The 21166-nt window shown below is 63.8% G+C and carries 18 protein-coding genes and 1 tRNA gene; 10 read left to right on the forward strand and 9 right to left on the reverse strand.

The features are described from left to right. Positions 1 to 47: 47 nt before the first annotated feature. Together KF886_05660 and KF886_05665 are read right to left on the reverse strand one after the other, a co-directional pair. Positions 48 to 836 carry an endonuclease/exonuclease/phosphatase family protein gene (locus tag KF886_05660; protein ID MBX3176824.1) on the reverse strand — a complete coding sequence of 263 codons (789 nt, stop codon included), beginning with the start codon at positions 834 to 836 and terminating at the stop codon, positions 48 to 50. Then, a complete protein-coding gene (locus KF886_05665) occupies positions 833 to 1213 on the reverse strand; it encodes a cytoplasmic protein (GenBank protein MBX3176825.1) in 381 nt (126 codons plus the stop codon). The genes KF886_05660 and KF886_05665 overlap by 4 nt, the downstream gene beginning before the upstream one ends. Positions 1214 to 1337: 124 nt before the next feature. On the opposite strand from KF886_05665, the gene KF886_05670 reads away from it, so the two are divergent. Further along, positions 1338 to 2339 (forward strand): polyprenyl synthetase family protein, encoded by a 1002-nt coding sequence (locus KF886_05670; protein MBX3176826.1) that lies wholly within the window; start codon positions 1338 to 1340, stop codon positions 2337 to 2339. A 113-nt stretch (positions 2340 to 2452) separates the two neighbouring features. Here KF886_05670 and KF886_05675 read toward each other — a convergent pair whose 3' ends face one another. The 4 genes from KF886_05675 to KF886_05690 all read right to left on the reverse strand — a co-directional run bounded on the left by KF886_05675 (position 2453) and on the right by KF886_05690 (position 6370). Beyond that, positions 2453 to 3304, reverse strand: a complete 852-nt coding sequence (locus KF886_05675; GenBank protein ID MBX3176827.1) for a hypothetical protein — start codon at positions 3302 to 3304, stop codon at positions 2453 to 2455. 658 nt (positions 3305 to 3962) lie between these two features. Beyond that, a complete protein-coding gene (locus KF886_05680) occupies positions 3963 to 4937 on the reverse strand; it encodes a hypothetical protein (GenBank protein MBX3176828.1) in 975 nt (324 codons plus the stop codon). A 345-nt stretch (positions 4938 to 5282) separates the two neighbouring features. Next, entirely contained in the window at positions 5283 to 5975 is a 693-nt protein-coding gene (locus tag KF886_05685; GenBank protein ID MBX3176829.1) for an NUDIX hydrolase, read from the reverse strand. A 318-nt stretch (positions 5976 to 6293) separates the two neighbouring features. Beyond that, positions 6294 to 6370, reverse strand: a tRNA-Arg gene (locus KF886_05690). Positions 6371 to 6516: 146 nt separating this feature from the next. Here KF886_05690 and KF886_05695 point away from each other — a divergent pair. Then, positions 6517 to 7485 carry a quinone oxidoreductase gene (locus tag KF886_05695; protein MBX3176830.1) on the forward strand — a complete coding sequence of 323 codons (969 nt, stop codon included), beginning with the start codon at positions 6517 to 6519 and terminating at the stop codon, positions 7483 to 7485. A 43-nt stretch (positions 7486 to 7528) separates the two neighbouring features. On the opposite strand, the gene KF886_05700 is transcribed toward KF886_05695, so the two are convergent. After that, complete coding sequence (locus KF886_05700; GenBank protein MBX3176831.1) at positions 7529 to 8026, reverse strand: hypothetical protein; 498 nt, start codon at positions 8024 to 8026, stop codon at positions 7529 to 7531. A gap of 249 nt (positions 8027 to 8275) precedes the next feature. On the opposite strand from KF886_05700, the gene KF886_05705 reads away from it, so the two are divergent. Next, the gene (locus KF886_05705) at positions 8276 to 8605 is read left to right on the forward strand and encodes a pyrimidine/purine nucleoside phosphorylase (protein ID MBX3176832.1); all 330 of its coding nucleotides are present in this window, start codon (positions 8276 to 8278) and stop codon (positions 8603 to 8605) included. 9 nt (positions 8606 to 8614) lie between these two features. Here KF886_05705 and KF886_05710 read toward each other — a convergent pair whose 3' ends face one another. Next, on the reverse strand, positions 8615 to 9571 hold the full coding sequence (locus KF886_05710; GenBank protein ID MBX3176833.1) for a polysaccharide deacetylase family protein: 957 nt from the start codon (positions 9569 to 9571) through the stop codon (positions 8615 to 8617). A gap of 1306 nt (positions 9572 to 10877) precedes the next feature. On the opposite strand from KF886_05710, the gene KF886_05715 reads away from it, so the two are divergent. The 4 genes from KF886_05715 to KF886_05730 all read left to right on the forward strand — a co-directional run bounded on the left by KF886_05715 (position 10878) and on the right by KF886_05730 (position 16827). Beyond that, complete coding sequence (locus tag KF886_05715) at positions 10878 to 11843, forward strand: carboxypeptidase regulatory-like domain-containing protein (protein MBX3176834.1); 966 nt, start codon at positions 10878 to 10880, stop codon at positions 11841 to 11843. A gap of 134 nt (positions 11844 to 11977) precedes the next feature. Continuing rightward, complete coding sequence (locus tag KF886_05720) at positions 11978 to 12154, forward strand: hypothetical protein (protein MBX3176835.1); 177 nt, start codon at positions 11978 to 11980, stop codon at positions 12152 to 12154. Positions 12155 to 12943: 789 nt separating this feature from the next. Continuing rightward, on the forward strand, positions 12944 to 13090 hold the full coding sequence (locus KF886_05725; protein MBX3176836.1) for a hypothetical protein: 147 nt from the start codon (positions 12944 to 12946) through the stop codon (positions 13088 to 13090). A 995-nt stretch (positions 13091 to 14085) separates the two neighbouring features. Continuing rightward, complete coding sequence (locus KF886_05730) at positions 14086 to 16827, forward strand: right-handed parallel beta-helix repeat-containing protein (GenBank protein MBX3176837.1); 2742 nt, start codon at positions 14086 to 14088, stop codon at positions 16825 to 16827. Positions 16828 to 16857: 30 nt separating this feature from the next. Here the strand turns inward: KF886_05730 and KF886_05735 are convergent, their stop codons facing one another. Beyond that, positions 16858 to 18195, reverse strand: a complete 1338-nt coding sequence (locus KF886_05735; protein MBX3176838.1) for an HlyC/CorC family transporter — start codon at positions 18193 to 18195, stop codon at positions 16858 to 16860. A 416-nt stretch (positions 18196 to 18611) separates the two neighbouring features. Between KF886_05735 and KF886_05740 the strand changes: the two genes are divergently transcribed. The 3 genes from KF886_05740 to KF886_05750 all read left to right on the forward strand — a co-directional run bounded on the left by KF886_05740 (position 18612) and on the right by KF886_05750 (position 21162). Then, positions 18612 to 19193 carry a ribosomal RNA adenine dimethylase domain-containing protein gene (locus KF886_05740; GenBank protein MBX3176839.1) on the forward strand — a complete coding sequence of 194 codons (582 nt, stop codon included), beginning with the start codon at positions 18612 to 18614 and terminating at the stop codon, positions 19191 to 19193. A 19-nt stretch (positions 19194 to 19212) separates the two neighbouring features. Next, complete coding sequence (locus tag KF886_05745) at positions 19213 to 19866, forward strand: ThuA domain-containing protein (protein ID MBX3176840.1); 654 nt, start codon at positions 19213 to 19215, stop codon at positions 19864 to 19866. Positions 19867 to 20067: 201 nt separating this feature from the next. Continuing rightward, on the forward strand, positions 20068 to 21162 hold the full coding sequence (locus KF886_05750; protein MBX3176841.1) for a Gfo/Idh/MocA family oxidoreductase: 1095 nt from the start codon (positions 20068 to 20070) through the stop codon (positions 21160 to 21162). Positions 21163 to 21166 lie beyond the last annotated feature (4 nt).

Here is a 21166-nt window from a genome sequence, read left to right on the forward strand (position 1 = left end):
TTCATATGATCAAGCGCCGGAAAGTTCCCCCGGGGCCATCAGACCAGCTACCGCGCAACCCGCTCCAGCACCGCCAGATACGCACAGTGATCCGAGGCGATGTCTTCTTGAATGACCCGCGTTTCCCGGACGGTCCACCCGTCCGCCGGCCGGTAGAGTATGTAGTCGATCTTGATGCGCGGTTCCTGCGCGGGAAAAGTGGGCGCCGGGTTGTCGCCGCAAGCGAGCGTCCACTGGGTCTTGAGGCGCGCCAGCGTCTCGCTTTCCGGGGTGGCGTTCAGGTCCCCGGCCAGTATGGCGAGCGAGTTTGCGCCGCCGAAGAGCGCGTTGAGATGATCCGCCTGGGCCACGCGCGCGCCCGGAGAAGAGAATTCGAGGTGGGTACTGATGAACAGCAGCGGTATGTCCCCGGGCAGCATCACCTCCCCCGCCAGCGCGACACGGGGCTCGTGCGATCCCACGTTGGGCAGGGGCGCCCGGCGTGTGCTCTCAAACGCGAAACGCGAAAGGATTGCAACGCCGTAATCGCCCCCGTCGTAGGGCATCGCCTTGCCGAAGGCCATATACAGGCCGGTCCTGCCGGCGAGTTCCGCGGCGATGTCCTTGTCGCGCGCCCTGCGTGTGCGCACATCGACTTCCTGCAGGGCCACGAGATCGGGATCCGCGCCGCGAATAACGCCGGCGATCCGATCCAAATCGAAGTCGCCGCGCATTGTGGCGCCGTGCTTAATATTAAAGGTTAGAACCCGCAATGTAAGACTCGCTTCACCCGGTTGTGCGTTGCCTTCGGCCGCCGCGAAAATCGCCAGCGCAACAATGGCCACGTAACCCATCATGGCGGGCCGCCTCCCTGATCGCCGCCCGGCAATGCCGCCTCATTCCGCGGGGCGTCCTTCCGATTGGCCAGCGCGTACAGCCACCAGCGCTGCTTGCTCCGGGGGCGCCCCGCCGGCCGGCGCTCGAAGTAGATCCGCATGACCAGCCCGCCAGTGGTTTCAATTCGATACCAGTGACGCCGCACGTAGCGTTCGCCGCTGCCGTGCGTACACGGACCCAGCGCGCGCCCGGATTCCAGCAGCCGGAGAACCGGGTACTCGTCGCCGCGCCAGCGAAAGGACCCGGGCAGCACGGGCTCGCCGGCGCGAACCGGAAAGCCGGATCCGACGCCGTAACGGGGTTCCAGCGATTCGCTTATAAACCGCTCATCCGGCATTCGCATGGCTCCAGCGGCGGACAGAAAGTTCATCCATTATGGGGCCGCGTGGCGCGCGCCCATCACAGAGACTATAGCAAACCCCGTGGCCGCGCCCCAAAAGGCGAACTGCTGGAACCCCAAAATGGGGCTGTGCTATACTTTGCCGGTGAACAGGACCATTGAACTGACAGACCTGTATCGTCCCGTCCAGGAAGAACTTAGCGGGGTACGCGACACCATACGGCAGCTATGGGTAGACGCGCTCACCCTCGTCCGGCTGGACACCGATACCGCCCCCCGGGCCGGAGGCAAGCTTCTCCGCCCGGCGCTTTGTCTTTTGGCGGCGGGCGCGGTGGGCGGGCGCGACCTCAAGCAATATGTCACGCTGGCCAGTTCCTTCGAGGCGCTTCACATTGCCTCCCTCGCCCATGACGACGTCATTGATCGCGCATTCCTGCGGCGGGGTTCGTCCTCGCTCAATGCCTTCTGGGATAACCACGCGGCCGTGCTCGGTGGCGATTATCTTGTGGCCCGCGCGGTCGAGATGCTCTCTACGTATGACGTCTGCGCCGTGGTGGCGAACGCGATCCGATCCGTGCGGTGCATGGCCGAGGGTGAACTCTACTTCTTCGGCCGGGAGCACGAACCGATCGTTGCCGAGGATTGCATCATGCTGGCCGAGCAGAAGACGGCGAGCCTGTTTGCCGAGGCGTGCAGCGCGCCGACCTATATCATCAACTCGGCCTACCGGAAGCCGCTGTTTCAGTTCGGGGTTTCCCTCGGCATCGCGTTTCAACTCGTGGACGACATGCTGGACATCACCCAGACGACGGATCAGTTGGGCAAACCCTCCTGCGGGGATATCGTCGAGGGCAAAAAGACGATCCCGATCATGCACCTCAAAAACGCCCTGACCGGCGGCGATCTCGCGCGGCTCGAAGCGATGCGGGGCGCGGATGTCACCGACGAGGACCGCGCGTGGGTCATTGCGATGGCCGAGGAAACCGGCGCCCGCGAGAAGACCGAGGCCATTACCAACGCCTATGCCGACGAAGCGCGCCACCACCTCGCCCAGCTTCCTCCCAGCATTTACCGGGAGAGCATGGAAGGCATTGTCGATTTCGTGATGGTGCGCGTCTCCTGAGGCCAACAGGGCGGTAGTACAGGCCCGCGCGGCATAGCCCGGGAAATTGCCCCGAATTGGCGCCGTAAACACCCCGAACGAGCGGCGGATCTTGTACGGAGCCCCCCGAACATTCAAAAACCAGGCTCTGCCGGAAACAGCGTGTCCCGCAGCGCCATCAGCTCCTCGCACGTGTCGATATCGTCGGGAATCGGGATGAGAATGATCGGGTTCAGCCCGGGATCATCCCGCTGGCCCGGATTGTTCGGGACATTCAAGAACCACAACGACGCGCCCACCACCAGCTGTTCCGAATCGTCCACCACCGAGCCCCGCAACGATCCATCGGAATACAGCGTCATGTCGTTCTGAAAAATCTCGCGCCGGGCGATATAGATCTCGCCATCAATCAGCCCGAAAAGCCGCACAAACACTGTCACCCCCGGCTTGCCGTCGTTATCGGCATCGTTGATGCGCGGATCCCTCGGATTCATCGACAGCGGACGATCCGGATCCCCGTTGATGCCGATTAGCGTCGGCGTCGCCGGGCGCCACGCCTTCCACGCCCCATCCTCCTCATACACCTCCACGACCGCGCTCCGCGGTTGAATCGCCTGCGTCGCCGCATCCGGGAACGTCGTCACCAGATCCTGATTCGCCTTGTGCGCCGCATGGCAAAACGAATCGTACTCCACAAGTTCCCCATCCTCCAGGACCAGGTCCGTGAATCCGTACGAAATAATGAACGTCGAAAGCGGGCCGTTCGGCGTTTCTCCCTCATACGCCACGACATCGTAGTGCGCATAATGCCCCGCCATCGCCTCCATCGCCGCCTCCCGGCTCGCCGGGCGCACCCAGTCGGGATCGTTTTCCGGCGCCGCGTACAACAGGCTGTCCGGCCACGGCTTCGGATTCGAGCAGCTGGCGAACATCGTTGCAATCACGAAAGCGGAAGAGAGCGTCAGCGTCGAGGTCAAAAACTTCACAACTACCATATCCCGAACCGGTAAAGGCCCATTTCGCCGCCCCCGATCCCAAGTATAGCGATCCCGGTTGAACGAATACAGCGGCCAAACCAGAGCGACTTGCTGAATAAAGGCTACGTCCAACTATGGAGCGCCGGCGGCCCGCCGGCATATTGCGCCGCCAGCGCACCATGCACGCCGACTCCATTCGTAAAAACACAAAGCACTTTAGCGGAATGAAGTTAGCTCAATTTCTCGACGACACAAATCCGCGCCGCAACGGTGGTGCGGACCAATGGGAGCGCGGGCGGCCCGCCCGCACCGCGCCGCAGGCGCGAATCTGATAAGCGGCGGTAATCCGGGTACAATCATCTCCTTGACCAAACGTGCAGGTACTGCCAACAAAAAATGCACCTTCGGCGCATTGCAGGCGGGGACGCCTGCGCTCCCAGCCTTCCGCACTCTCGTCGTAATATCGCGGCATGACAAGAAAGATCGGGCTCTACTTCGTACGGCTGAAGTGTTACAAAAACACATACTGTTCCGCACTTCAGACCGCCAGCGTGTTACGCGACATCCGAATTCGTCCAGCACGGTACGCCTCCAAGACGCATGCTCGGCTCGTCGCGCGAATGCATGGGCGGCACGTTATTCCCGCAAACCGCCGCCGCCCCGGCGGCTACGCGCGCGTGAACGAGGTTACCGGATGGCGCCCTCGGCGACCGGCTCCAGGCGCTTCCACGAAAAAGGCCGCGTGAATCAGCGCGTCTTCATAAACAAGCGCCGAACCGCAGACTTCTTCCCGTTCGTACCGCAGATCCACCCCATGCCCCACAGACGGAAAGGTGGATTCCTCGAGCGAAGGCAGCCCGTCCAGGAAGGCCCGCGCGACGGCTTCCCCGGCTTCGGCCTCCTGGTCCAGCCGTTCACCCAGGAGATCGATCAGGTAGCTCTTGAGAAGCTTGGCATGGGCCTGCCGATACGCGCCCGGGTTGGGCAGTAGCTCCGCGCCGACAGCTTTCCCCTCGACCAGCACGACAAAGCCGGTCTGCTCTGGCTGGTGCGGAAAGCGGGTAAGCCACTCGTCGAGCTCTGGCGCCCGCCGCATATAGCCATCCCGCATGGCGCTCGACCGCGACCGGGAACCGAGCCGCTCCCCCAGCCGGTCAACTTCATCCCACACGCCCATCTGGTCGGAGCGGTGGCCTCGCGAAGACCGAAGCGATTCCGAAACCGATCGGCTCTTTCGGCTTCGGGCAACCCGTGACATCACGATCTCAGAGTCCTCGAAAACGGGGGAAACGTAGTTCCAGCGCCCTCGCTCCGTGCAGCTGACCGGGATGATGGTATTGCTTCGCTTTCGCAGCAGGACCGTCGTGTTGACGACCCGGTTTTGTTTGGCGCCCATGAGCTCTTCTCCATCCAGCAGGAGAACCGGCGAATTGGCCAGGTTTTCCACGCGCAGCTCGGGGACGGATCCCGATTCATTCACCTCCATGATCTTCAGCAGTTCTTTCTGCAGCGCCTCACCGAGCGGGAGGTATTCCGGCATGGGTTCGCTGTAGACGCGGATTGGAAAGACGGTCACGCCGCCATGCGATTGCGGCGCGCTGAGCTCGATGCTTGAAATCATCTCGCGTACGATGGTGTTCATAGTGCAGATCTCCGTAACATTTTAGCCGCCTGACGCAGCAAGGCGCGGAAACAGCACGAACGGACCGTTAATAACGAGGAAGCGCGGCAAAGGATCGCGTACATTCATGTCCGCGGCAACGGGAGCTCGAGAAATAAGGTGACGTAAGTGGCTCGGAATAGAATCCCGGCGTCCCCAAGAGCGGAAAGCACTGTGGACCCGCGCCTCTTCACATACACATCGATCACGAGATGTCTTGCGCACGTCCTGCCGCAGACAGGAATGTCCGCGATCCTGCTATTCACGCCCGTCTTGACCGAGTTTCGCCTCCAAGGCGGTGGGTGCTTCATTCCGCTAACGTCTTACCTATATTTGAAAATTCACACCGCGCCGCTGCATGCGCTGGTACTTGCGCGGTGCGAAACGAAACAGCTGGGCCGCCCGGTGCGATACATCCTTCTCTATCTCGTCCAGCGGCTCCAGGATGTCCAGCTTCTGAATCTTCTTCCTGAAGTTGCGCTTGTCGAGTTTCCGGCCCAGGATGACCTCGTACAGGTGTTGGAGCTCGCGCAATGCAAACTTCTCCGGAAGCAACTCAAAGCCGACCGGCTGACGCTGGACCCGGCTTCGCAGGCGATTGCGGGCGGCTTCAAGAATTTCCTGGTGATCGAAGGCCAGGCGGGGCGTCTCACCCACCGGAAACCACGCCGCATTGCGCGCATCCGTGGCTGCCCGCACGCGGTGATCCGAGAGCTTCACCAGCGCATAAAAGGCAATCGTGACGACCCGGCCGCGCGGATCGCGGTTGGGGGCGCCAAACGCGGCAACCTGCTCCAGATACACATTCCTGAGCCCGGTTTCCTCCTCCAGTTCACGCGTCACCGCTTCCTCCAGCGACTCGTCCATCCGCACAAACCCACCCGGCAACGCCCAACGCCCCTCAAACGGCTCGATGTCCCGCTGAATCAGCAGAACCCGAAGGTCCTCCTCATCCAACCCGAAAACGACCGCGTCAACCGTCAGCGCGGGCCGCGGATATTCATAGGTGAAAGACGGCACTGGACAATCCCGAAAGTAAGTGTGAAAACAACACTATCTGAAGCCAACAGAACGCAACGCCACGGGCGTTGCGAAGCTTCGTGTTAAATATACACTAAAGCGCCCCGCCTGTCAACTCCTCCAGCCGGCGCCGCGCAACGCCTCCCGCCAACGGCGGGCCGAAAGTGAAAAGGAACGCCACCACCCGGCCCCAGGCCGCCCCGATCCGCTCCGCGATCCCCCTGAACGCACCGAAGCAACACGGTGGCCGTCCCAACCGAACAAACAAAAAAGGCCCAACGAGTTATCCGCCAACTCGTTGGGCCTTAGATGCTTATATGGCGCGCCCGACAGGATTCGAACCTGTGGCCTCTTGCTCCGGAGGCAAGCGCTCTATCCAGCTGAGCTACGGGCGCCAATAGACGCGTATCCTACCATGATCCCGCGCGGAATGTCCACCGCCGCGCGCGGGTCTCGGGGTGCGGCGGGGTTGGGGGTGCGTGCGTGTCGCCGCTTGGTGTATCCTCGCCTTTTCAGGCAGCGCAGCAAGGAGAACGGCAGCATGAAGAGCGTTATCGTACAGGAATTCGGTGGGCCCGAGGTTTTGTCCGTGGAGGAGGTTCCGGTCCCGGCGCCGGGTTCCGGCGAGGTGCTGATCCGGGTGCACGCCGCCGGGGTCAACTACGCCGATATCATGCAGCGCGATGGCCTCTATCCCGGTGGCCCGAAGCCGCCCTATGGCGCGGGTTTCGAGGTCGCCGGCGTGGTGGAGAGCGTGGGGGAGGGCGTGACCCAGTGGCAGGCGGGCGACCCCGTGATGGCCTTCTGCGCCGCGGGCTACAGCGAGTTCGCCGTCGCCAAGGCCTGGCAGGTCATGCCGAAGCCCGAACAGCTTACCCACGCGCAGGCCGCCGCCGTCCCCTGCCAGTACCTTACCGCCTATCACGCCCTCCTCACCCTCGGGGGCCTCACCGGGCAGCAGACCGTGCTCATCCAGGCGGCCGCCGGCGGCCTGGGCACGCAGCTCGTCCAGATCGCGCGCAACACCGGCGCCACCGTCATCGGCACGGCCAGCACCCCGGAAAAATGCGCCCTGATCGAGTCGCTCGGCTGCCAACACGCCATCAACTACACCGAGGAAGACTTCGCCGCCGCTGTCCAGCGCATTACCGGCGGGCAGGGCTGCGATCTCGTCATTGAATCCGTCGGCGGCGCCGTGTTCGACAAAAGCCTCAAGTGCCTCAAGCCGCGCGGCATGCTGGTCACGCTCGGCGTCGCCAGCAAAGAGCCGCCCACGGTCAACGCCGTCCAGCTGCTCGCGAACAACTGGATCGTCGCCGGCTTCCACCTCATGGCCTACACCGCCGACGCGCCCGCCATGGCCTGCGCCATCCGCGATCTCCACACCTGGCTGATGGACGCCAAACTCGACATCATCGTCGGCCACGAATTCCCCCTGGCGGACGCCGCCTCGGCCCACCGCCAGATTTCCGCGCGCCAGACCTCCGGCAAGGTCGTGCTCATTCCCTGACGGGCTGAATCACCGCTCCATAGCCCTCGCAACGCGCCACGCATTATCCCCCCGGGTGACGCACGGGCAACTCCTCCAGTTCGCGGATCAAGCGGCCCCCCGCAAGCCGCCGGGCCTCCGCCGTGTTGAGGTAGCGCGGCGCCGGTTCAATCCCCACCCGGCCCAGGTCAAGCCGGTCCGCGTCAAAGCAGATCTGAATCGCCGGATCGTCGTGGTGGACCAGGTCCGTGTGCCACGTGCACGCGAAGATCAGCTGCGCCCGCGCCGCGTCATCGAGGAAGTCCAGCGCCGGCCGAAGATCGCGCGCAAACGCCGCGCCCCGCTCCCCATGTCCCGGATCGTGGCCGTCGTTCACCCGGCAGGCATCGTGAAACAGCGCAAACATGGAAATGACATCCGGGTTCACATTTGCGCTCCGCGCGAGGTACAGGCCGTTTCGCTCCACGCGGGCCCAGTGCCGCGGCCCGTGGATGCCGTGGGCGTCCGCGCCGCATTCCCGGATGACGCGGTCCCACAGCGCCGCGTGACGAAATTCATTCATTCCCTGCTCCTGCTTCGGCGCACCCCCGGGGGCGCATCCCAACGGCCCGGGCCTCACCGGCCCGCAAGGAAGAGGATACCACGACCGCCGCGTGCCCGGTTCAGCGCCCGCGACGCAGCGAAAATTGACACAGCGAAAAGGTGAAATCCGGCCCCGCGTCCCACTACACTACCGCCCCCGCCGCCCGCCCTGGGCGGTATCCGGAAACCCCAACGCCCGGCCCGCCGCGGCCGCCATGAAGGAAGCCCCATGTCCGAATCCATCCCCGCCCAGTTCGACGGCGTCAGCATCGTCTGCAAGGCCAACGTTTACTTCGACGGCAAGGTCGCCAGCCACACCGTGCTCTTTCCCGATGGAACGAAGAAGACCATCGGCCTCATCTATCCCGGCGCCTACACCTTCAATACCGCCGCCGCCGAGCGCATGGAAATCATCGCCGGGTCCTGCCGCGCAAAAATCGCCGGCGAAGACGCCCACCAGGCCTACAGCGCCGGCGCATCGTTCGACGTCCCCGCCAACGCCTCCTTCGAGATCGAAGTGGAGCACGGCGTCGCCGAGTACATCTGCTCCTTCCTGTAATCCCGCGGGCTACTTCACATCCTGGCGCTTCTTCATCAGGTCGGTCCAGGAAATGAGGATGACCCCTTCCTCCTCGATGACCTCCAGAATTCTCGGGTTCGTCAGGGCGGCGTAGTCACCGTACAGGTGGGTGCGCCCGCCCGTTATCTTGCCGATCACATCGTCGGGCTTGGTCAGGTGCACGACGAATTCCGTCACGCCCGGCTTCAGATTGCGAATCGCATCGACGAACTGCTCGGTCTTGTCCGTTGTGTCCCAGTTGTAGCTGGCCGCGTGCATATCGTCGAGCACGGGCAGGCCCGCCTCCCAGAGGGCCTCGATATGCGGCGCGCAGATCTCCACGAACTTCGGGTCCGCCGCGTAGGTGAAACCCTTCACGGGCCCGCCCACGATGCGGATCGGGATCTTCTTCTCGATGGCCACTTTCACATAGCGCTCCAGAAACGCCGGCTTCGAAAAGACGGACCACATATGGGAGTCCATGTGGGAGATTTTGATGCCCATCGTCTCCGCCCGGTCGATTTGCGCGCGGATTTCCATTTCCACCTCGTCCGCCGTGGCGTTTTCGCCCAGGAGCCTGTTGTTGTCCCACAGACAGCCCATCTCGTCCGCGAGCCCGGGAACCGCGCTCTTGCCCGCCACGGGCATGAAGCGGTAGTCGTCCCACTCAGAACACAGCGTCAGGTGGAGACCGGTGCAGACATCCGGGTTCGTCTTGAGGTAGTTGGCGAACATGGGCACCCACGGGCACGGCATCATCGCCGTGACCGACGTCACAATCCCCGCCTCGATCCCCTCGATGGATCCCTGGGTCGACGCATACGACATCCCGATATCGTCGCTGTTAATGATCAGAACCCGCGCGCCCGGCGGGTAGCCCAGCCGATCGGCAAAGTTCGGCTCCGCAAACGAGGGGAGGAGAAGGGACACGCCAGCGGCGGCGGCCAGGACAAGCGAAGGGCGCATGGGTCGGGTACTCCTGGGGTATGGACGGAACGCAAAAGAAGACGTGAATATGACGGAACGCGGCTAAGCGTAATGCCCCGACCATTTCGGACGCAAGCGAGCGAGTAACCGTTCGGCGACGTACAGCTTCCGCCCGTCCCGAAATGCGCGCCATGCCGTGCGCCGCCTCACCCCCATCGCCTCCCCAGGGGTGCCACGGACAAGCCCGCAAGGGCTTGCCCGTGCAACTCCCCCCAGGGACCGACACATCAAACCACCCCCACCCTTTATTCCGCCTCAACTCCCGTGCCACGCGATCGCGCCCCCTCAGGGACTGACACGCCAAACCACCCCGCCTGGCATACCAAACATCGAAGCCTACACCAAACACCCCCATCGGGCGCACCAAGCCCAACCGGCGGGTCTGTCCCGTCATCCCCATTGCCTTTCCCCCGAGGCGTGCCACGGACAAGCCCGCAAGGGCTTGCCCGTGCAAGTCTCCCCAGGGACCGACACGCCAGTCCCCCCCCCCGGCGCACCAATCCCCACCCCGTGCCACGCGATCGCGCCCCAGCGCGTTCGTGTGCCCGGAGCAACACCAGCCCACCATTGCCAGTACCACCCTGCACGAGCGGCAAAACCGCCCCAGTTCCCACCCCCACGCCGCGTCTCCACCGATCCCACTTTGGGACAAACCACCCATATCACGCAGGAAAATCCAGAAAAAACCGGCTCGGAATCGCCCCGAAGCCTTTCGCATGCGCCGCACGAATTTTTTTCTTGACACCCCGGCCCATCCGGTGTACGGTCAACCGTACGCGGCAGTACAGCGCGTCAAGAAACGTCTCCGAAACAGCAACCCACCTGAAGGGGCTACTCCGATGGACCTGTTCTCGCGCCAAAGGCGGTCTGTGATGTCCCGGCGCCGAACGCGTAACAGATCGGGGACATTTCCGCCAGCGCCGGACCTCCGGCACGCCACCAGGCGATTGGCCACACGAGCGGCGCAACAGGAGGTTGGGCATCCCTGCCCGACGCAACATGCGCTCCCGATGCGGCAGTGCCTGCAATTTCGTCGCATAACCGAGCGTTTCCACGTGGACACGCCAGGGGGGCCTGACCTGAAAGCCAGCCACCTACGAAATCGACGCGCTCGGTGTGTCGATCATTTCTTGTATCGGTACATTTGGTGTCCGTTTTGTGGCTTATTATCTGGGTTGCGAATCTCACGGTTAGGAGAATAAATCTCGGCGCGGTCTTTGGCCAACAATTAGGTTACAAGAACCAATCGGGGACGCTTCTACGGCGATCGGGAGACTTTAGCGCGATGACAACTTCTGCAATTGTAATTCTCCTTGCCACACTCGCACTGAGCCAGGAATCCGCGACAGATTCGATGGCTCCGATCATGATCCGCGTTCAAAGCGCGGAGCCAGCGCAGCCAGTTCAAGAAATCCAATATTTCAGAAAGGCGGGGGAGTTGGTCAAAGGGTCTTACTGGCGTACCAGAGTGGACTCCACGCCTACTTCCGCCACATATGATACCACGCCTCCCACGGATTGGCGCCATTGTGAGACTCCAGACCGTCTCGAAATCAAAGGCGTCGAAGGGAAAGAGGTGGTTTTTGTCCGTGCCCCCGGCTTTGAGACGAGGGCGATTCAGATTCCTGATTCAAGCGATTCCAGCATCAGCATCGATATCGAACTAGCACCGGTCCAGCCAATTTCTGGTGTCGTTGTCGATGAAGGTAATAAGGGTGTTCCAGGCGCTCCCATAGTGATCGGTAGCTTGCCAACAGATTTCTATGGAGCAGAAGAATATAACTGGGATTTAAAGAGGCTGGCCGTTGCGACTACAGACGAGCAGGGACGATTTTCTGTAACTTCGTATCCAATTAGATATCCGCTTCTGCTCACGACAGCTGCCGATGGCTTCGCTCCCGGGCACATGGTCATAAGCAAGCCAGAGGAGGTACGCAATGCCTATATCTCACTTCACAAACCTGTCACCTTCGCTGGGCATGTCCAATTGCCAAAAGGGCGGGTTAAACAATTAAAGATGACAGTGATACTTCTAACTCATGACGACTTGCCCTATGGGGAAATATATTCAGAATCAACCACCGGTGGAGGGAGCTTTTCGATAAGTGGCATGCCGCCAGGAAGAGCTAAACTATATATATCAGGAACAACCCCGTACCTAATTCTCATGGAGAATCATTTTACCCATGAGCAACACGTTGATATCGCGGCTGGAGATTCCTCACCAGTGAGTATCTACATAAACAATTAGTCTCGGCATTGGAAGAACGTGGATGATTATGAATGGCGGTTTGGAAAAATGGGACAACCAACTATTCGTGGTAACCATATAGTTACAATGCCGTACTGAATCTATGTGGTCTGCACCGGTACGCCTGCGACGGCATGATCCGCCTGACGAATACCTGGTTCTCGGGCAACGATGAGGAAGGCTCAACGACCTACGGCCTTCTGGGGCGCGTGAGCACCCGGAGCTCGGCGAGCGGCGGGAGTTTCCTGAGCAGGCTGGATGCCCAGTTCGGCCGCCGCCTCCGCGCGCTGGCCGCGGCCAGGGGCTATTGACGTGCGGGCCGGCATATGCTACGTTGCAGCAGCGGCAGATTGACGCAAAGCGGCGCATAATTGTGAGAAAGGCAGCACCTATGAACGGCGCGAGGAGACGCTCGGGCTCACGGGGACGGTGGCTCAATCGCCAGCGCGCCCTCTCTGCCGTGCGTCTGGCAAGGCGCGGTTTCCGGAAGGGAAAATGGGTATCCAGAGAAAATAGGTGGCTGTCCCCATTTGTATCCCTCCTGTGTGGGAGCCGCCAGTGGTTCGATTTTAGCGTTATCTCTAGAAAGATGAGAGCGAGGATTGGCAGTGTGCGTAAGCCCCAACGCGCGATACCTGCTTTCACTGTTTTTCTATTGACGTGGAAGGTTGACTCTTGCTGGATATCTTGCGAATCGTCGCCGCAATCGGCTGCATTCTGATTGCGATTCGTAGCGGACGCAAAAAGGACTTTGTCTGGATGATACTCTTCATCGGACTGGCGTTGGTATTTCTTGTATGAACGTTGTAGGAAATAGGGGAGAGGCGCCGGGATAAGCCGGCAGGATGTTGGGAGTGAGAGTCTTCCGCCACGGCGCATATTCGACCTACAGTGAAGAGCAGGTATCACACTGTCCTCCGAGTCATGCCCGCCTGCGGCGCGTTTTCAATCGGTATCCCCGTGAGGGGGTGTGGGAAGCGTTGGCAGGGGCAGGTGCAGGCTGGGTATTGAGCCGCGTAACTTTTTGGAAATAGGGGACGCCACCTATTTTTCCTAACCACTCAAAACAAAGGACTTATAAGAGATGCGCATCGCCGTGTTTGCCCGCGACCGGCCTGAAACCGCTGGACATCGGGCGCTCGAAGTACCACGACTACTACCTCGACGCGACAACCTACGAGCGCTGGGAATACGTGTATGACGGGGACAACATGCTGGCCGAGCTCATCCGGGCAGCTGGCAGTTGACAGTTGACAGTTGACAGTTGACAGTTGGCTGCGCGGGCGCTGAAATGGGGTGGGACATTCGGAATGGACGGCCGCCTGGGAGTTGAGCCGCTCGTGCGGGGTGGTTATGGCGGTGTTGGGTTGGCGTTGCTCCAGGCACACGAATCCGCCTGGGGCGGAATCGCGTGGCACGGGGGCGGTGGGGGCATGTGCTGAATGGGGTCGTAGCAGGCAGGATATTTGCCCCTTGATGCCGATGCATGGCGCGCGCAACGGCCCGACCCCGGCCGGGACGTACCCCCGCCCTGTGGCGTGACGCGTTGACGCTCCGGGCGCCAGTGGACGCGAGGGCGCCTTCTGCAACGTCTGGCGCCTGTGCGCGGGTACGTCCCTTGGCGCCGCCAAGGGACGGGTGCGCGTCGGCCACCTCTAACTCACCGCACATAGACCGGCGTCCCGCGCCTGAGACCGCTGCCCTTCCCGAACACCGCCGGTGCGCGCGCCTGTCCCGGTCGGGGTAGCGGCGGGAGGCGTGATTGTGGGGGGGGGATTGGCACGGGCAAGCCCTGGGGGGGGCAGTTGACGGTTGGCTGTTGACAGTTGTGACTGTGTCAGGTGGTGAAAGGGTGGGTTCAGGATGCCTGGGCTTTCTTGCAGGGGATGAGGGAGCGTTGGGATGCTGAACGTGTGTTGGGTCAGGCAGGGATGCCTAACCTCCTTTTGGGCCGCTCGGGTAGGGGGGGCGGGAATATTTGCTCCAGGCACGCGAATCCGCCTGGGGCGGAATCGCGTGGCACGGGGAACTGTTGGACGCGGGGGCGTTTGTTGCAGTGTCTGGCTGCTGTGCGGGGGTACGTCCCTTGCGCAGGCGCCGGTGCGCGGCTACGTCCCTTGGGCGCTCCCGGCCCGCTGGCGCCGCCGGGCATGGGTGTGCTCTAATTTCCCCGCGCGGCAACACCGCCGCGATTCGAGTTCGGGGGCGCCCCCCGTTGGGGACCATCCAGAAGGAAGACGCCATGCCCTCCATGCCTCCTCTCCGCACCTTTCGCTTCGTCGCCGCGCTTGCCGGGCTGCTGCTCGCCCTGTCCGGCGGCGCGCAGACCGTCCTCCACGTGGCGCCCGGCGGCAACGACGCCTGGTCGGGCCGTCTTTCGGCGCCCAACGCGGACGCGTCCGACGGGCCCCTGGCCACGACCGCCGGCGCCCGCGACGCCATCCGGCAGGCGCGCGGAAATGCGCCGGAGGCGGCGTTCGAGGTGATCATCCAGGACGGCGCGTACCCGATCGCCGAGCCCATCGTCTTTACGCCCCGGGACTCCGGAACGCCCGGCGCGCCCACGGTCTATCGCGCGGCGGAGGGCGCCGCCCCGGTCGTCACGGGCGGCCGCGCCATCACCGGCTGGCGCCAGGAGGGCCCGCTCTGGGTGGCGGATATCCCCGACGTCCAATCGGGCGCCTGGTCCTTCAGCCAGCTCTGGGTGAACGGCGAACGACGCACCCCCGCGCGGACGCCGAACGCGGACCACCCGGCGGGCGATTACCCGGACGAGGACGACCTCTTCCTCACCGCCGGGCCCGTCATGGAGAAGAAGGAAGGTGGCGACGAGCAGGTCCGCAGCGCCACGCGCGTCTACTACCGCCCCGGCGACGTGCGGGACTGGGCCACGCTCCAGGACGCCATCGTCGTGGTCTACCACTCCTGGGAGACCGCGCTCCTCCGCCCGAAAAGCATTGATACGGAAAACCACATCCTCGAATTCACCGGCCCGACCACCTGGGGCTTCGGCTACTGGCATCCCGACCAGCGCTACTACATCGAGCACCTCTTCGAAGCGCTCGACCAGCCCGGCGAGTGGTTCCTGAACCGCCGCGAAGGCCGGCTCTACTACATGCCCATGCCTGGCGAAACGCCCGAGACCATCCGCGCGATCGCGCCGGTGGCCGGCCAGCTGCTCCGCCTCGAAGGCGACCCCGCCAGCGGCCAGTTCGTGGAGCACCTCCGCTTCGAGGGCCTCGCCTTCCACCACACCGAGTTCCAGGTCAAGCCAACGGGCCACAGCGACGGCCAGGCCGCCTTCAGCGTGCCCGCCGCCATCGAGGCCACCGGCGCGCGCCACGTGGCCTTCGACCGCTGCGACATCGGCCACCTCGGCGGCTACGGCCTCTGGTTCCGCAAGGGCAGCCAGGACAATGCCCTCACCCGCAGCGAGATCCACGATCTCGGCGCGGGCGGCGTGCGCATCGGCGAGGGGGCCAGCCCCGCCAGCGAAGACGACGCGGCGCTGCGCAATGTGATCGACAACAACTTCATCCACGACGGCGGGCGCGTCTTCCGCGGCGCCGTCGGCCTGTGGATCGGCCGCAGCTCCTACAACCGCGTCTCCCACAACGAAATCTGCGACTTCCGCTACACCGGCATCTCCGCCGGCTGGTCCTGGGGCTACGACGAAAGCTCCGCACACCACAACATCATCGAATACAACCGCGTGCACCATATCGCCCTCGGCCAGCTCAGCGACACCGGCGGCATCTACACCCTCGGCGTCTCCCCCGGCACGATCATCCGCAACAACGTCTTCCACGACGTCATCTCCAACCCGAAAGTCTCCGGCGGCTGGGGGATCTACTTCGACGAGGGCAGCACCGGGATCCTCGCGGAGAACAACCTCGTCTACAACACCCGCACCGGCACACTCCACCAGCACTACGGGCGCGACAACCGCGTCATCAACAACATCTTCGCCTTCTCGCACCATGGCCAGCTCATCCGCTCCCGCGAGGAGGACCACAATTCGTTCGTCTTCCACCGGAACATCGTCTACTTCAACAACAACCAGCTCCTCGGGAGCACCTGGAAGAACGGCAACTTCGATCTCGACAGCAATGTCTACTGGACCACCATGCCGGAAGTCGCCGAGCTCGGCGAGATGGATTTCGCCGGCCGCACGTGGGAGGAATGGCGCGCCGAGGGCCACGACCGGCATTCGATCATCGCCGATCCCGGCTTCGAGAACGCCGAGGCGGGCGATTTCCGGCTCTCGCCCGATTCCCCGGCCATCGTGCTCGGGTTCAGGCCCTTCGACTACACCGAAGCCGGCCTCTACGGCGACCCCGCGTGGGTGGCGAAACCCCGCGCCATCCAGCGCCCCGCCTTCACCCCGCCGCCCGCGCCCGAACCCCGCCGCATCGCCGACGGCTTCGAGGACACGACCCCCGGCCAGATCGCGCGCGGCGCGCAGTCGCACGAGGAGGGCCCCGGCACGATCCGCGTGACGGACGAGACCGCCGCTTCCGGGAAGCACAGTCTCAAATTCCAGGACGCGCCCGGCCTGAGCGCCTCCTACAACCCCCACCTCGTTTACACGCCCGGCTACCGCCGCGGAACCGCCACCGCCCGCTTCGCCATCCGCCTGGCGCCCGGCGCGGTGTTCTACCACGAATGGCGCGACAACGCGAGCCCCTACCAGGTCGGCCCGAGCCTCTGGTTTCGCGATGGATCCCTGGTCGTGGGCGGACAGGCCCTCGCCGAAATTCCCCCCGATACCTGGGTGGCCGTGGAAGTGATCTGTCCGCTTGGCGCCGCGGCCGATGGAACCTGGCGCCTCGCCATTACCCGCGAGGACGGAAGCGCCGAGTCCTTCGAGAACCTGCCTCTTGGCGCGGCGGACTTCCGGCGGCTAGACTGGCTGGGCTTCGTCTCCGCCGCCACGGAGGCCGTGGCCACGTTTCTGGATGACCTGGAGGTACACTTAGAGTAGCCCGGCGCGGGGTGGCCGATACGCCAGGGACTAGCGTGAAGCCTTCGGTTCCGGTTCGGGCGCCGCCGGTTCCCCGAGCACCTGCGCGAGCACCTTATCAACACGGCGATCATCCATGTCCATGACTTCAAAGCGGAGGTTGCCGCAGGTGAAATGGTCGCCGGCGGTGGGGATGCGGTCCAGCTGGGCCATCACAAAACCGCCCAGCGTGCGGAATCCGCCGTCCATTTCTTCCGTGATCGGACGCCCGGGAAACAGCGCGAAGACGTCCTCAATGGGTATGCTCCCGTCAAGCAGGTAGGAACCGTCCTCGCGGCGGACGACGTCCGGCTCATTGTCTTCGCCGGCCTCGGGAAGGCCGCCCACGATGCTTTCGAAGAGATCATTCAGTGTCACCACGCCCTGCACACCGCCGAACTCGTCCTGCACCACGGCAAAATGAATGCCTGACGTCTTGAAACGCCGCAGCAGGGCGAGCGCCCGTGTGGTGCCAGGAATCCGGAGCGGCTTGGACATGCACGCGGCCAGATCGACCACCTCCGAGATGGTCATGGCCTCGGTGAGGTCGCGCAGATGGACCATGCCGAGGATTTCATCATTGTTTTCTCCCCGCACGGGATAGCGGGAGTGGCGGTTCTCCTTGATGGTTTCCAGAATCTCCGCCCGTGTTGCCTTGCTGGGGAAGCTGACGATGTCGCGCCGCGGCGTCATCAGGGCGCTCGCGCGCCGCTCGTCCAGGTGGAGCATCCGGATGAGCATGTCCTGTTCCTCGCCGGTGAGAACGCCGAATTTGGCGCCCTGCCGGATCATCATGCGGATGTCGTCTTCCGTCACGTCGGTTTCATTGCCATGCTTCAGCGGGACCAGCGTGAGGATCAGGTTGGTCGAGGCCGAAAGGACCGCGATCAGGGGGGAAGTGAACCACGACAGGCGCTTCATGGGGCGGGCGGCAAACCGGCTGATACCTTCCGGATTCGACATTGCGATGCGCTTGGGTACGAGTTCTCCCAGCGTGAGGGACAGGTAGGTGATCGCAAGCACAACGATCGCCAGTGCGATGTTCTCACGGTAGGCGTCGGCCACGCCGGCGGACTGGAGCAGTTCTGACAACGGAGTCGCGAAACGCGCGCCGCCGACCACGCCCGCCAGCGTGCCGATCAGGGTGATGCCCACCTGAATGGTGGAGAGCAGCCGGTTGGGATCGTCGAGGAGCTTCAGGGCCTCCGCCGCGCCGCGATCGCCCGACGCGGCCAGTTGTTCCAGGCGGGATCGCCGCGCCGAAACGATGGCGATCTCCGTCATGGCGAAGACGCCATTGCCCAGGATGAGGGCGAAGAGCAGCAAGATCTCCCAAAAAACTTGGGGCATGAAGCAGATTTCCTTGACGTGGGGTTGCGGCGCGTTGTTGGTCGCACAAGTATAGCGCAGGCCGCTGAACCAATGCCGGTTTTTCGAGCGCGGCTGCCTGGCAAAATGACTCGCGGCCTCCCGCTGGCACGATTCCCCCGGAATTCTTTCCGCCGCAACCGGCGCCGTGGCCCGTTATCGCCGGGCCGTGCGGGGTTTATCCCGCCAGTCCCTGGGCCCGGGGGCCTCTTGTGATTTTCAAAACGCCTGTGGCACAATAGCGGAAATTTCGGAGGACAGATCCTCCGGCGGGCGGGGCGCACGTTCAGTACACAAGCCGGACGCGCGCCGCCGGTGCCGCTGTTCTTAGCGCCCCGGCTGCCGCGCGCGCCCCACCCGGCGCGCCGCTCGGGCGGCCCCTGGAAGGAATACAGCACTTGAGCACGCTCAGTTTCATGAGAGAAGTCATACGGGCAAACCGGAGCACGGGCGCCATAGCCCCAAGCGGACGGAAGCTGGCCGATGTCGTAACCGATATGGCGGGCGTGGACCAGTCCAACGTCATCGTGGAATACGGCCCCGGAACGGGCGTATTTACCGAGACCATACTGTCGAAAAAAAAGCCCGACGCCTACTTCATCGCCCTGGAGGTCAACGAAGAGTTCGTCAAGGTCACGCGCGATCGCTGTCCCGGCGTCCATGTCTACCACGACTGCGCCCAGAACGCCGGAAAGTACCTGGCCGAGGCGGGCCTGGAAGGCTGCGACACCATCGTGTCCGGGCTGCCCTGGACCCGATTCGACAGCGAACTTCAGGACGACATTCTGAAGGCCACCTACGATGTGCTCGTACCCGGCGGCCGATTTGTCACCTTCGCTTTCGCCACAAGCCCCTACATCCCCTCCGGGCGGCGTTTCTTCCGGCATAAGCTTCTGGAGCAATTCGGCGACGTGAAGCGCTCCGAGCGTATCTGGAAGAACTTCCCCCCGTGCGTTGTATACATCGCCGAAAAGCGCTGAGCCCGGCGTGGGGGAACCGATGCGTGCCAGAAACGCACTCATGATCCACGGCGGCTGGGAGGGGCACGAGCCGGAAGCCTGCGTAAAGCGCTTCGTGGAACCCCTCGAATCCGCCGGATTCACCGTCACCTTGACCGATACCCTCGCCATCCTGGACGAGCCCGAATTTCTCGCCGCGCAGGATTTGATCGTGCCCTGCTGGACCATGGGCGAGCTGACGCCCTCGCAAGAGGCCAACCTCCTGCGCGTGGTCGAGGCCGGCGCCGGCCTCGCCGGCTGGCACGGCGGCATGGGCGACGCCTTCCGCGGCAGCCCGGCCTACCAGTACATGGCCGGTGGCCAGTTTGTCGCGCACCCCGGCAATATCACCCGCTACACCGTGAAAATCGCGCGCTCCGAAGACCCCATCGTGGCCGGCCTGCGCGATTTCGCCATGCATTCCGAGCAGTATTACCTTCACGTCGACCCCGGGAACGAAATTCTCGCCACCACCGTGTTCAGCGGCGACGTGCACCCCTGGATCGGCGGCGTCGAGATGCCCGTCGTGTGGAAGCGCCGCTACGGCGCCGGGCGCGTCTTCTACTCCGCCCTGGGGCACACCGCCACCGACTTCGACACGCCCGAAGTCTTCACCCTCACAACCCGCGGCCTCCTCTGGGCCGCCCGCGACTGAGCACTGTCCAGAGAGGAATGGGGCACGGCGTCTCTCCTGACGCGCCACACGTCGCCGCCACAGATTCCTGGATACCCACGTCCCCAACCTCACCCGCCTCCGCCTGTACCTGGCCCGCCATACCCCAGTACAATCCAGCATGGAATCCAACCCACCACCACAATCCCCTGGCGGACCCGAAAGGATCATCCCGTGAATCCCATGCGCGTCGGTCTCATCGGCTGCGGCAACATCGCCCCCGTCTATTTTGACGCCGGCCACCGCTTCGACAACTTCCGCATCGTCGCCTGCGCCGACCAGGACCACGCCCGCGCCGAAGCCGCGGCCGCACTCCATGGCGTCCCCCGGGCCCTCGACCCCAAAGCGCTCCTCGCTGATCCGGAGATTGACCTGGTACTCATTCTCACGCCGCCGCCATCGCACGCCGATCTGATCGGCGCCGCCACCGCCGCCGGGAAGCATGTTTACACCGAAAAGCCGCTCGCCCTCGACGCCGCGCGCGGGCGCGAACTGCTCGGCCAGGCTGCCCGCATCGGCGTGACTGTGGGCTGCGCGCCCGACACCGTTCTCGGCGCCGGCATCCAGACCGCGCGCAAACTCATCGATGACGGCTGGATCGGGCGTCCCGTTTCCGCCACCGCGTTTATGCAGTGCGCCGGCCACGAGTCCTGGCACCCGGACCCCGCCTTCTACTACGCGCCGGGCGGCGGACCGCTCTTTGACATGGGGCCCTACTACCTCTCCGCCCTGGTCACGCTCCTCGGCCCCGTGGAGTCCGTCTGCGCCATGGCCGGCGCCGCCTTCGACGAGCGCGTGGTGACCAGCGCCGAGCGTTACGGCGAGCGTATCCCCGTGCGCGTGCCCACCCACGTCGCGGGCGTCCTGCGCTTCGTCTCCGGCGCCATCGTAACCCTTGTCATGAGCTTCGATGTCGTCGGGCACACCCTGCCGCACCTCGAGATCCACGGAAGCGCCGGAAGCCTCCGCGCACCGGACCCCAACACCTTCGGCGGGCCGGTGCTCCTCAAGCGGCGCGGCGCCGACGCCTTCACCGAGATGCCCCTGAGCCATCCCCACGCCGTGCAGTCCCGCGGGCTCGGCCTGGCCGAGATGGTGGACGCCATTCGCGCGGAACGATCACCCCGCGCGGACGGCGATCTGGCCCTGCACGTCCTCGGCTGCATGGAAGCCCTCCACACCGCCGCCCGCGAATCCGCCTATGTGTCCGTGCGCGATCGCGCCGCACAGCCCGCGCCCATGCCCATGGAAATTTTGGATCGGGGCGCCATGAGTTAGTATG

The organism is Candidatus Hydrogenedentota bacterium (genome assembly GCA_019637335.1).
Taxonomy (GTDB): Bacteria; Hydrogenedentota; Hydrogenedentia; order Hydrogenedentales; family JAEUWI01; genus JAEUWI01.

Excerpts from the sequence above, each read along its gene's own strand:
- KF886_05660 (MBX3176824.1), bottom strand. The coding sequence starts at position 836 with ATGATGGGTTACGTGGCCATTGTTGCGCTGGCGATTTTCGCGGCGGCC.
- KF886_05665 (MBX3176825.1), bottom strand. The coding sequence starts at position 1,213 with ATGCCGGATGAGCGGTTTATAAGCGAATCGCTGGAACCCCGTTACGGC.
- KF886_05670 (MBX3176826.1), top strand. The coding sequence starts at position 1,338 with ATGGGGCTGTGCTATACTTTGCCGGTGAACAGGACCATTGAACTGACA.
- KF886_05680 (MBX3176828.1), bottom strand. The coding sequence starts at position 4,937 with ATGAACACCATCGTACGCGAGATGATTTCAAGCATCGAGCTCAGCGCG.
- KF886_05695 (MBX3176830.1), top strand. The coding sequence starts at position 6,517 with ATGAAGAGCGTTATCGTACAGGAATTCGGTGGGCCCGAGGTTTTGTCC.
- KF886_05700 (MBX3176831.1), bottom strand. The coding sequence starts at position 8,026 with ATGAATGAATTTCGTCACGCGGCGCTGTGGGACCGCGTCATCCGGGAA.
- KF886_05705 (MBX3176832.1), top strand. The coding sequence starts at position 8,276 with ATGTCCGAATCCATCCCCGCCCAGTTCGACGGCGTCAGCATCGTCTGC.
- KF886_05710 (MBX3176833.1), bottom strand. The coding sequence starts at position 9,571 with ATGCGCCCTTCGCTTGTCCTGGCCGCCGCCGCTGGCGTGTCCCTTCTC.
- KF886_05715 (MBX3176834.1), top strand. The coding sequence starts at position 10,878 with ATGACAACTTCTGCAATTGTAATTCTCCTTGCCACACTCGCACTGAGC.
- KF886_05720 (MBX3176835.1), top strand. The coding sequence starts at position 11,978 with ATGATCCGCCTGACGAATACCTGGTTCTCGGGCAACGATGAGGAAGGC.
- KF886_05730 (MBX3176837.1), top strand. The coding sequence starts at position 14,086 with ATGCCCTCCATGCCTCCTCTCCGCACCTTTCGCTTCGTCGCCGCGCTT.
- KF886_05735 (MBX3176838.1), bottom strand. The coding sequence starts at position 18,195 with ATGCCCCAAGTTTTTTGGGAGATCTTGCTGCTCTTCGCCCTCATCCTG.
- KF886_05745 (MBX3176840.1), top strand. The coding sequence starts at position 19,213 with ATGCGTGCCAGAAACGCACTCATGATCCACGGCGGCTGGGAGGGGCAC.
- KF886_05750 (MBX3176841.1), top strand. The coding sequence starts at position 20,068 with ATGCGCGTCGGTCTCATCGGCTGCGGCAACATCGCCCCCGTCTATTTT.